We start from the raw sequence: 12273 nt of genomic DNA on the forward strand, positions 1-12273 counted from the left end.
GAATTAAACTTTATACGCGGATTATCACTTGGCCATTATAGCATACTATACAAACAACAAGAATCTAGAATTTACATTATGGCCTTCTGGGATAATCGTCAAGACCCCAGCAAACTATTTATGATTTTGAAATAAACTGGAATAAAGGTTAATGCATTAATCCTTTTGGTGCAAATAACATCCTACAATTATCAACTTCGTGTTGCACCGATTTTATTTACATTATGTAGTCATAGGGCGTCACTACGCTTGCCCTATGCTATTATATATAGCGCCTTCAGCGCATTATTTGCAGCTTGAAGATGAACACCCCCATCCCTTACAGGACTTCCCCTAGGGGAAGATTGATTGGCGGCTCCAATAAAAACTCTGTGCGCTTCTTTTACTCTGCGGTAAAATAATATTCCGAAGGAATTAATCCCGCTATGGCGGGACAAGTTCTGTGTTAATCTGCGAAAGCTGTGGTTTAACTTTTACAAGCTGTCAATCAATTCTCTCCTTAAGGAGAGATGACAGAGAGGTATTACACCGTGCCAATCAAATGCTCCCCCTGGGGAGCTGCCGCAGGCTGTGGGGGTAATTATCACATATTCCGGTGCAAATAACATCCTACAATTATCAACTTCATGTTGCACCGTTTTTATTTACATTATGTAGTCATAGGGCGTCGCTATGCTACTATATATAGCGCTTTCAGCGCACTATTTGCAGCATGGTTGAAAAGCCCCCATCGCCTTTCAGGCACTTCCCCATGGGGAAGATTGATTGGCAGCTCCAATAAAAACTCTGTGCCCTTCTTTAACTCTGCGGTAAAATAATATTCTGAAGATATTAATCCCGCTATGGCGGGACAAGTTCTGTGTTAATCTGCGAAAGCTGTGGTTTTACTTTTAAAAGCTGTCAATCAATTCTCTCCTTAAGGAGAGATGACAGAGAGGTATTACACCATGTAAATCAAACACACGTTGTCAAATATCGAAGACATAGAGTAACTAAATCTTATCAATCATTATCAGCCAACATGCTGGATAAGCGTGAGGCTCACCACAAAAGCGATGATCGATATACAAAGACCAATAACAAAAGTAATATACCCCATGCGCAGATAGTCGTATTTCTTATTCAGCACCTTACCCAGGTGGTATAAATCACGTGTTAAGCTTTTGTAGAGGTAATTCTTATCCTGCATCAATTCACTAACGCCCCATTCAAAATCATCTTGTTTCATTTGATGAAAATTACCAAAAAAGATAAGGTTGCCACGCTTATTAGTGACATCATCGCGCGACATTAAACCATGTGTGGTACGCGGAATGGTGGAGATAATGGAGATGATAATGGTGGTGATACTGAAACCAACTAATAAGAGTGCAGGTATTAATAAATAGCCATTGTTATCTAACTTGGGGAAAAGCGTCGATAGAACAATGGAAATAATGATACCATTAACACTAATCAAAGTGTTAGCCTTACTGTCTGCAATCTGACTCAACGACAGGTGATTACGCAAGGTCACCCTAAACATCGTTTCGATACCCTTATCTGGTTTTTCAAGCGCTGCTTTCTTCTTTTTTTTCTTTTTGGCAGTCGATTTCTCCAATTGCTCGATCGTTTCAATGTCTTTTTGTGCCAATTCAATAAGTCGTTGTCTGTTTTTTTCTTTTCCTTCCAGATAGTTATCTCTGGCATAAGAGGTATAATACTCCTGTTCATCAAAGAACACAATGCAATCGTTGATCCACTCTTTGGGTGTTTTATCGATTCGTGAGTTTATTTCTTTAAACAGATTAAGAAACTGTGTACGGATGTAATCGTTATTTTTCAAGTGCGACAAATCAGCATCTTTGATGATTTGCTCATAGATATCAGCAGGCTGTCGTCCTAGTTTGGTGCTTAAGATAACGCGTTCAACCAGGAGTATAGAGGCTTCGTGATAATTACGGGCTTCCAGCACCTCACGCGCAAAAGCAGCTGAGCGCTGTTCATGCCCCTTAATCTCCTCACAGGCCTTCACATCATGAAATAATGCAGCTAATTGCAGACTCTCCAGATCATTCTCAGATATGTCGGCTGTAGCGCTGCCAATCTCTGTTACAGAATTCAATACATTGAGCGTATGCTTCCAATTATGAAAGCTATGTTCGTTTTCCTGATACTTTCGAATCTGTTCTTCCGCAATTGGCATACATTCGCTTACCAATAAGGTCCATGGCTGCTCACTCATAATTTATTTATTATTTATCAATCCTGTTATTTTTTTTCAGTTGACTTTTCAATAAAATCTAATTTCATTCTGAAACAGAAAACTTCCAGAAGAAAACTATGGTACCATTAAGTTACGAATCAAAACTAACCATCTTAATCCCCATCACCACACCTGCGGTGCGGCACTTCCCCTTGCTTTCAAGGCAAAGGGAAGAAATGATTGACAGCTTGCTTTAATAACGTCAGTTTTTATCTTTTTTGTTTTTGTTTTTGTACCCCTTCATTCCGATATTTCTCTGTTAATTTAGCAACTAATTCAAACATATAGGCTTGTGAGGTCATTTTATTATTCGACTTCACAAACTCATTGTTACCATCAGGCGTAATCACGCGACCTTTTAAGCCATCATTCATTTGGTATTTAATTTGATTGTGAAGCAAGTCCCGAACATCCTGATCCCATACAGGAAATGCTATTTCAATGCGTGAGGACAGATTACGCGTCATCCAATCGGCCGATGCCAGGTATGTCTGTTCATTATCCAGTTGATAGATGCGTGTGTGCTCCAGAAACTTATCGACCACGCTAACGATTTTTACATTTTGTTCCTGCTTTTTGCTCAGAGGTGCAAAACAACAGATGCCTCGAATTACCATCTTAAACATGACCCCATTATCAGCAGCTTCACGAATTAAATCAATCATCTCGGGGTCTTCCAGACTATTGAGCTTGATCTGTAATTGCTGCTTCTCTCCTTCTTGTGCTTTCTTGATCGCCTGTTTAATGGCTTTATTAATTTGCAAACGTAATACAAAGGGTGCTACGAGTAGATGTTTAAAACCTGGCTGGTAACTCACATCTTTTAAATAGCGGAACACCTCGTTTAAATCATTGGTATAACGTTCATCAGCTGTTAACAAACCATGGTCGGCATATATGCGTGCTGTTTTTTCATTCAGGTTACCGGTACCCAGGTAAGCATATGATTTTAACTGGCCCTGCTCGCGTCGTTTGATCAGGAATACTTTGGCATGCACTTTTAGGGCTTCAATGCCGTATTTAACCTGTGCGCCGGCCTGCTCAAGCCTTTCGCCCCAATAGATGTTCGATTCCTCATCAAAGCGGGCCAGTACCTCTGATAGTACAAATACCCTTTTACCTCGCTGAGCGGCTTTTTCAAGGGCCAATGCTACTTCTGATTCTTTACTGACACGATAGAGCGTGGTACTGATTTCCTCTACGGCCTCATCATTGGCGGCCATCTTTAAAAAGTTAGTGACATAGTCAAAGGACTGATATGGAAAGCTTAAGAAGACATCTTTTTGGCGAATGGCTTTGTACCAATCATTGCTTTCATCAAGTGGCCTGCATGGCAATTCTTGGTGTAAGGGATTATACAGGTGCGGCTTATCGGGGAATGTTGGAAAGGCAAAAAAGTCGTAATAATTATGGTAACGACCGCCGGCAATTAAGCTGCTCATGTCCAAATCGAGCTTAATTCTTAAGGCATTAATGTGTTTAAAAGGGATGTGCTCATTAAACAACAAACGACAAGGTAAACCAGTATCGCGCTTTTTAAGGCTCTTCTTAATTTTTCGAACGATGTTCTCATCCTGTTCTTCATCGATGTACAATTCAGCATCGCGCGAAATCTTAAAGGCATAGGTGTGTGATTCTGCACCCAGTATTTTGTGCACATTGTATTTAAACACATCATCTACCTGTACAATTTTCGTCTCTTGCTCGTTTTGTTCGAGCTTTATAAATCGCCCCCAGCGTTCATAATCCATCTCCAGCAACCAGGTCCTGCCATCGGCTATAATAAGCTGATAGATAGCCTGATTTTTCAGATGGAGTGAATGATGATTTGTTATTTCCTGTAGCTCAAACTCATGCTTAAAATGCGCATCGTAATAGTTTTCAATCAACTGTCTGTTAGCCGTATCAATATCGCCACATAAAAATCGTATGCCTTCACTGGCCATGCCTGGCACAATTTGCTCGTAAAATAGTTTACCCAGCATCGCTTGTTGCTCACCTACCAGGTTATTTATTTGCTGCAAAATGTAGGATGGCCTGTAGCCATACTTATTACGTTTATCACCTTTATACTTTTGAGCAAAACGATGACTGGCCACGCGTACTTTATAAAACTCTTCCAGGTTAGATGAAAAAATAGCTACAAACTTAAGCCGTTCCATTAATGGCACATCGTCAGAAGCTATTTCCTGTAGTATCCTTCCATTAAATGCTAACCAACTTAAATCCCTGTCGACATACTTCATGGGGTATTCGTATCAATGTGTTACTATTCTTTGGTGATGACTTCTTCATAAACCTGCTTATCATGCTTTATGGCATCACTCCCATTAAAATCTACTTCAATGCGCAAAGCTTTTAGTCCCGATGCGCCTTTCAGATCTTCCAGTTCCAAATCTTCGACCTGTCCGCTTATATAACCTTGCGCTTTCATAAAATCAAGGTAGTGTTTGTACTCAGCAATTTCATCGGCATGCGAATACACAATAGCAATTTTACCCACCTGGGTCACACGTTCCCTGGTTCCTTTCACCAGGGCCTTATCAATTCGTTTCTTGGTAATCTCGTAACGGATATTGTAAGCCCCGGCTACGTCAAACTTTTTCTCATCTTGTCTGAAAGCAATGCTTAATGGCTTAGAGTGTACCAATATTAATTGTGTAATATCGAGCTTCGTAGGCAAATCGGCTTGTAAGCTCCTCACTTTACGGGCCACACTCACCATCACCAATAGTTGCCATAATCGTATGTTTTTCAAATAAATGGAACTATACTCCAGCTCCTTAACCAGCGACTGGCCGATGTATCCGTTGTACTCAATACCATCGGTACGGTATTTTTCGAAATAATGCGGAAATACAGTCTGTGCTTTTAGTTGTTCTTTATCGATTATATCACTCACTTCATCGTTAATCATTGTGAGGCTATCCTCAAAGTTTTTACGCTTATTGTAGATAACACCCAGCTCGGGATCTAACAGTTTTTCATAGGCTTCAATGGCCTCAATCATTCCAGGATAGCGCCCTTTAACCAGATTAAAAACAGGTTCAATTTCTTTCTTTAAGAAATCAATAATGAGTACTTCATCACCGGCTTTTAAGCCTCTTCCCACTGTTTTTAGATGTTTTTCAATGGTGTAACGCAAATCTTTTAATAATGGTACGTCAGCCAGCACTTCATGTCCCTCCAATATCTGACTGGCCTCCCTAAGCTGTTTTCTTAAATCATCACGGATGGCTACATTACGTTCTACTGACGAGCCCCTGATATCTGAAGCACCATAAATAGGTACTACATCCGGGAAGATAATATCATCTGGTTTTTTGTTATCCGGTGCATCATCATCGTTTATTAACTGCGCTGCTGCCTCTCTGAAACGCCATTCTACTGTTGGGTGGATGGCAGTAAACTCCTCTTGAATAACCGAACGAACCATATCATCCCAATCCTCTTTCGAACGTTTCATGGCCAGGGCAAAAACGGGGAATAGATCGTGCAGCAACTTGAGCTGAATCATGGTGATGCCACCCGGTTTTTTACAGCCAAACTCCAGCATGCCCATTATTTCATCATCCAGAATTAAAGGCACGATGGCATGACTTCGAATGCCCCTCTTTAAAAAAGCAGCGACCACATCGTCTTTTTCCAGCTTGGCCATGTCGGTGGTTAATACAATCTGCTTGCCCTTAAAAGCTTTCTCGTACATCGTACCCTGGTAGTCGTGGCAATCCAACTCTTCACGCGGTATAATCGTATTCCAGATAAAGTTTTGGTTAAGGTTTGTTTCAAAACCATAATTGGCAGCCATACCAAATTCGGCATGCGGATTTTCGATCAGGGTTCTTATTTTGTCCTTAATCTTCAGGTAACCATCCTTACTTAATATAGACTCCTTTTTAAGCAGGTCGGATTTAAGATCTGAGATAGCATGATCACGCGTCACATCATGATAAGCAAATTGTAAAAAACCATTAAATTCAAATTTCTCCAGGGGGATTATCTTATTCCAAAGAACCAGGTCATTATCATTATCAAACAGCATTTTAATTTGCTTAGCAGATAGATCTTTGACTTCCCCTATCGTACGTATTTCAAGAAATCGTGAATTGAATCGCTTATTAAAAAACTTGACCAGACCAGTATCAGTATCAGTCATTTTTAAAGTAAATGGCAAGTCAATGGGAATATCCAGCTTGTAGTATTTCTCGAGAATAATCACATATGCCTGATACAAGACCGTAATAAGCATTTGATTCTCATCCAATTCCTTTGCTAATTCAAAGCGACGATTCGGACCGCCCATTATCTTTTTAAAGGCATTCGTTGAGTATATTTCCTGTTCCATATCAAATGGTTTCCAGGCGGCACTAAGTTCAACATCATCCAATAAGGGATTAAAGGCAAAACTCATAAGCTGTTTTAACAGCTCAGGATACTTATCTAATGTCTTCTGCTCCACTACCTCGTCCATTAACTCAGGTGCCTTTTTAAGTTTTGAAAGTAAACTGGTAGCCATCGGATACATTGGATGTGTATCTTGCTCGCTTATAGCGGTAATATCTTTTATCAGATACCGAAAACTCAAATGCGTTTTAAAAGGAATCTCACACAAATTGCAATTTACCTTTATGTAGTCTTTGTTAATCATCTCCCCAATTTTATATCGATGTTGTCACAATTTAATTGGCGCTTCGCCCAAACCCGACTTACTTTTTGTTCTTGATGACAAAAACTAAGGAAAAAACATCAAGGCTGCACCCATTTTGCTCAAAAACCTACGTTTGGTTGACTGAAATTGATTAAACTCACCTTTTACGTTCCTCCAAAGGCTCGAACAGAAATCAATTTCACAACGTCAACTCATACTTGCTTTTTGGCTCAACGGCTGAGGCCAAGCATAATCAATAACATTGAAACAACAATTTTAATCATTTATGACACTAATGATTTTACATCAAATATCTCAACACTTTATTGACATCGCAAGCTTATAAGCATGAAGCTGATTAATCAGTGTACCAAACGCTTACTTACCCTAATGAAACAGTTAATTCGGGCTATTGTTTGATTAACCTGGCAGCTAAAATAGGACGGCTTAGTATTAAATTGCCGCTTCATCGCAAAGGGATTTAAAAGTATCAATACTAATGCGCTCCTGAGGTTAACTTAGATTTGGCATAGCCTATTAACCTCATTCTTTACAACGAAATCACGTTAAACATTAAGCCCCTTTTACTCCATTACCACAAATTTTCGTAAACTATAATTCTTGAGCTTCTCGTATTTCGCCCTAATTACTATCTTTGAGCACGATGCGTCTTAATGATTATATGGAAGCACTATATGTGTATTTGTTTTAAGCATAACTGTATAAATATAGGTGCTAGGGCATATCTGTTTACATGTTTATGGCCTCTTTTAGAATTGTTTTCGTTTTGTCGAAAGCATTAGTAAAACCGTGTAGTTGAGAGCTTGCTCGAAAATCACACGGTTGCACTTAGGTTTGAGATAAATAAGAAGACTATTATAAAAGCAGTCTTGAACTTTTTTCCTTAGTTTTTTAGTTCAAGCTAAAAAAGTAAGTCGGGTTTGGGCGGATAGCCCAATAGTAAAATATAGGACAACATTACTTTGAGAACTACTATTAAGTCTGGGATTTGAAAAAAGAATTGCTACAAGCTATTGATGAAGAACAATTTGATTCTGTTGTTTTATACCGTTTACCCTATCAAACAGATAATCAAATCATAATTGGCAATAGCGAAAAAATATACAATGGTATTAACATGCATCACTGCATGGATAATGGCTTTGTTATCGAACCATTTGATAACACAAAATCATACGGATTATTTATAAATAATTTATTTTCTGCATCTTTTCAGCAATTAAGCGAAGCGCATACGCACAAATTAACACCCCATTTTTCTATCAGTTCAGAAGAATCTTTCCTCTTTGAAGATGATTATGATTCGTACGAACGAAGCTTTGAACAGATGCACCAGGCCATTAAAAGCGGAAAAATAGATAAAGTTATCTTATCCCGTATTAAATGCGGACCGGGAGTTAAACACGAGCAAATCATCCCTTTATATAATGCATTGGAGCAAAAGTATCCACATGCTTTTGTATACGTATTTAGCTCGCCTTTTAGTGGCACCTGGATTGGAGCCGGACCAGAACTCTTATTACAACAACGCAATAACAAATTATCAACTGTATCCCTGGCCGGAACAATACCTAACAGCCCTGGTCATAGCTGGTCACCAAAAGAATACGATGAACAAGAGATGGTCACCAATTATATTGAACATGTACTTATTCATCATCAGGTCGATAAAATTGAATATGGCCATGCCGAAACCATAGATGCCGGTCAGGTGAAGCACTTGTGTACGACCTTTAATTTTGAATTTGAGAAGCTGAATGGCAATCAAATAGGTTTACTATATGATTTACATCCCACTCCGGCTGTCTGCGGTATGCCCAAAGAAGAATCTTACCAGTTGATTTTAAATACTGAAAGTCATCAACGCCAGTTTTATTCTGGTTTTTTAGGCCCTGTTAACAATGGCCATTACCAATTTTATGTCAACATTCGATGCATGCAGGTCCTTCAATCAAAAACGGCCCTGTTTGTTGGCGGAGGATTAACAAAAGATAGCGAGTGCAAAAAGGAATGGCATGAAACAGAGCTGAAAGCACAAACACTTTTGTCGGTTCTAAAAAATATTTAACCTTTGTAATCTTATGAGTAAAGCAGTTTCTGATAAAAAAGTCGTAAAGACTTTAATTGATATATGTATTTCTGAGGGCTTACGTGAAGTTGTGATATCACCAGGTTCGCGCAATGCACCCCTCACCCTCACTTTTGCCGCTCACGATGAATTTGAGTGCTTTAGTATTGTGGATGAGAGAAGTGCCGGTTTTTTTGCGCTGGGCATGGCTCAGCAAACAGGTCGACCTGTCGCTCTGGTCTGCACCAGTGGTTCGGCATTGTTAAATTATGCACCTGCCATTTCCGAAGCGTATTACCAGAATGTACCCTTAGTTGTTATCAGCGCCGATCGTCCGCTTGAGTGGATCGATCAGGCCGATGGACAAACCATCCGACAGCTTGGTGCATTGGATAATTTCGTGAAGTACAGTTGCCAGCTTCCGACCTCAAAAAATGCCAGTTCGTGGCATGTAAACCGGGTGGTGAGTGAAGCGTTTTACCATTGTCGTTTTAAGCTAGCGGGTCCGGTTCACATCAATGTACCCCTTGCCGAGCCTTTATATGGAAAAACCGTTCACGCAGAGGAAAAACAGCGACAAATTAAGCAGGTAACATCCTGTAGCTCAATCGCTGATGAATCAATAAAACAACTTAGCGAAGAGTGGGGCGCTAATGATAAAGTATTGATAGTCGCAGGGATGCTTCAACCCAATACGGAGTTTCAGCAAATACTTCGGCAATTATCGGATATGGAACAAGTGGTTGTACTGGCCGAGACCACCTCAAACATTAATGGTGATCATATTATCTGCGGCATCGACAAAACCGTTTCTACCATTACTGAAGAAGAAGTACACTTTTTTAAACCCTCATTACTTATCACTTTTGATGGTGCTGTGGTTTCAAAAATGGTAAAGACATTTCTGCGTAACTATCCGGCTAAAGGGCATTGGCACATCAGTCCGGTTAGTCGCCACCTTGACACCTATAAGCAGCTTAGCACTTCAATAGAAGCCCAGCCGCTTGAGTTTTTCAAACAACTGCTCCCACATATTTCAGAAGTTAAAAGTCGCTATCGAACAACCTGGCTTAAACGGGCTGAACGTTCAGAAAAGCACCATGATGAATACCTCGTTAAAAATGGATGGAACGATTTAAAAGCTTACGCGCATCTGGCCAGCCACCTTCCGAAAAACTGGCAGATACAATGGGGCAATAGTTCAGCGATTCGATATGCGCAGTTATTTAAAGCCTTTTATAATAACAACAGCTATAGCAACCGGGGCACCAGCGGCATTGATGGTTGTGTTAGCACAGCTGTAGGAGCTAGTTACATTAGTGAGCAACCAAGTCTGTTGATTGTTGGTGACCTGTCATTTATGTACGATAGCAATGGCTTATGGAATAACTATTTGAAACCAAATCTACGAATTGTTGTTATCAATAATGGTGGTGGCGGTATTTTTCGCTTTATCCCAGGCCCTTCTGATTCAGAGGAGTTAGAAACCTATTTTGAAGCCAGTCATCAGCTCAATGTACAACCATTAGCCGAGATGTATGGTGTTAAATACTTAATGGCTAATAATGAGGAGACGCTTAACGAAACCATTGAACAACTGTTTGCACCTGGTGACAGACCTATTATATTAGAAATTAAAACACCGGCTAAAGAAAATGCGGGTGTGCTAAAGTCTTATTTTAAACGATTAAAAGAAGAATTATGAGTCAACGTAACTGGACGTCTGTAAAGGAATACGAAGATATTAAATTTGAGTTTTTTGAAGGTATTGGTAAAGTGACCATTAACCGTCCACGCGTTTATAACGCTTTTCGCCCAAAAACAGTGCTGGAATTAATTGATGCTTTTGATATCTGCCGTGAACGACAAGATATTGGGGTGATTGTATTGACCGGTGAAGGCGATAAAGCTTTTTGCTCGGGAGGTGACCAAAATGTAAAAGGACACGGCGGATACATCGATGAAGGTGGTGTGCCTCGTCTGAATGTACTTGACTTACACAAGCGTATCCGTTCGATGCCGAAACCGGTAGTGGCCATGGTTAATGGTTATGCTATTGGTGGCGGACATGTTTTACATGTTGTGTGTGACTTAACGATTGCATCTGACAATGCTATTTTTGGTCAAAGCGGACCTAAGGTAGGCAGCTTTGATGGAGGATTTGGCTCATCAACACTGGCTCGTCACGTTGGACAAAAGAAAGCCAGAGAGATTTGGTTCTTGTGTCAGCAGTACTCGGCTAAGGAGGCCGAAGATATGGGCTTAGTCAACACAGTGGTGCCGCTTGAAGAACTGGAAGATAAAACGGTTGAGTGGTGTAAAATAATGCTACAGCGTAGTCCTATGGCTTTGCGAATGATTAAGCGCGGTTTAAATGCTGAGTTAGATGGTCAAACAGGTATTATGGAGATGGCCGGTGATGCTACATTGATGTTTTACCTGATGGAAGAAGCACAGGAAGGACGTAATGCATTTCTTGAGAAAAGAGATCCTGACTTCCAGCAATTTCCAAAATTTCCGTAATCAACAATAGGATATAATTAATGAAGCACAGTTCATTGCGAGCTGTGCTTTTTTTAAACCTTACACGAGCAATGGATATTCCCTTGGAGCAAAGCATGAATAGCATCAATAGCTTTAATGCTTGTTGTGTAGCTGTACTTTTGGCGTTTCACTCAAACCCGAGTTGCTTTTTGCTTAAGGTCAATTAAAGCATAGCGTCAATCGCGAATATCCTTTAAGGCAGGTCTTTATGAACGAAAACTAACAAAAAACTCGATGACTGTTCTAAACTTATTCACTGAATTAAAAGAACTCAACCGATAGTCATCGGTCTCAAACAGCTTTTAATTCTACGCTCACTTCGATTGAAAGGTGCCCATTCCGTCTTAAATTTCGGGACAAATTCTACGTTGCAGATCTTAGAGTCCTTGGAAACTATCGTCTTCTCATTCTCCACTCGAAACAAAGTTTCGAACTGTTGAAAGTCTGTGATAAGAGTGGATATTGCGCAATGGCGACTTCGACGAAGAAGAAGGAAAGCCTGAAGTAATAAATCCATCTCTGGTGCGCAGCAATCACCTCTTACAATAAAGTTTTTGCAATCCTTTTTTAAAAAAGGATGAAAACCTGTCTGGTAAGACATTGGCTCAAGCCACGAGGGCTTTCCCTTTTTTCTACAGTCAAAAAAGGGAAGAAAAACCCCGCTGACTGTAGCACTCGATGACCTTTTCTAATCTCATTCGCTGAATTAAAAGAACTCACCCGATAGTCATTGGTCTCAAACAGCTT

General features: G+C 40.0%; 7 protein-coding genes. 3 read left to right on the forward strand and 4 right to left on the reverse strand.

From position 1 onward, the window contains the following. Positions 1 to 1012 precede the first annotated feature (1012 nt). The 3 genes from JIV24_RS21180 to JIV24_RS21190 form a co-directional block, all read right to left on the reverse strand. Positions 1013 to 2224: a Pycsar system effector family protein gene (locus JIV24_RS21180; protein ID WP_200467086.1), complete on the reverse strand. Its 1212-nt coding sequence runs from the start codon at positions 2222 to 2224 to the stop codon at positions 1013 to 1015. Between the two features lie 230 nt (positions 2225 to 2454). Next, the gene (gene ppk1, locus JIV24_RS21185; protein WP_200467087.1) at positions 2455 to 4491 is read right to left on the reverse strand and encodes a polyphosphate kinase 1; all 2037 of its coding nucleotides are present in this window, start codon (positions 4489 to 4491) and stop codon (positions 2455 to 2457) included. A 23-nt stretch (positions 4492 to 4514) separates the two neighbouring features. Continuing rightward, positions 4515 to 6893: a GAF domain-containing protein gene (locus JIV24_RS21190; protein WP_200467088.1), complete on the reverse strand. Its 2379-nt coding sequence runs from the start codon at positions 6891 to 6893 to the stop codon at positions 4515 to 4517. A gap of 1009 nt (positions 6894 to 7902) precedes the next feature. Here JIV24_RS21190 and JIV24_RS21195 point away from each other — a divergent pair. The 3 genes from JIV24_RS21195 to menB are packed head-to-tail and all read left to right on the forward strand — an operon-like array spanning position 7903 to position 11505. Then, a complete protein-coding gene (locus JIV24_RS21195) occupies positions 7903 to 8982 on the forward strand; it encodes a chorismate-binding protein (RefSeq protein ID WP_200467089.1) in 1080 nt (359 codons plus the stop codon). A 13-nt stretch (positions 8983 to 8995) separates the two neighbouring features. Continuing rightward, positions 8996 to 10687 (forward strand): 2-succinyl-5-enolpyruvyl-6-hydroxy-3-cyclohexene-1-carboxylic-acid synthase, encoded by a 1692-nt coding sequence (gene menD, locus JIV24_RS21200; protein ID WP_200467090.1) that lies wholly within the window; start codon positions 8996 to 8998, stop codon positions 10685 to 10687. Beyond that, positions 10684 to 11505 carry a 1,4-dihydroxy-2-naphthoyl-CoA synthase gene (menB, locus tag JIV24_RS21205; protein WP_200467091.1) on the forward strand — a complete coding sequence of 274 codons (822 nt, stop codon included), beginning with the start codon at positions 10684 to 10686 and terminating at the stop codon, positions 11503 to 11505. Before menD ends, menB begins: the two co-directional genes overlap by 4 nt. 588 nt (positions 11506 to 12093) lie before the next feature. Here the strand turns inward: menB and JIV24_RS22520 are convergent. Next, a partial coding sequence (locus JIV24_RS22520) for a hypothetical protein (protein WP_234445913.1) occupies positions 12094 to 12273 on the reverse strand: 180 nt, incomplete at its 5' end.

It is taken from the genome of Carboxylicivirga marina, from assembly GCF_016612505.1.
Lineage (GTDB): Bacteria > Bacteroidota > Bacteroidia > Bacteroidales > Marinilabiliaceae > Carboxylicivirga > Carboxylicivirga marina.

Coding starts and splice junctions, on each gene's coding strand:
- JIV24_RS21180 (WP_200467086.1), bottom strand. CDS start 2,224: ATGAGTGAGCAGCCATGGACCTTATTGGTAAGCGAATGTATGCCAATT.
- ppk1 (WP_200467087.1), bottom strand. CDS start 4,491: ATGAAGTATGTCGACAGGGATTTAAGTTGGTTAGCATTTAATGGAAGG.
- JIV24_RS21190 (WP_200467088.1), bottom strand. CDS start 6,893: ATGATTAACAAAGACTACATAAAGGTAAATTGCAATTTGTGTGAGATT.
- menD (WP_200467090.1), top strand. CDS start 8,996: ATGAGTAAAGCAGTTTCTGATAAAAAAGTCGTAAAGACTTTAATTGAT.
- menB (WP_200467091.1), top strand. CDS start 10,684: ATGAGTCAACGTAACTGGACGTCTGTAAAGGAATACGAAGATATTAAA.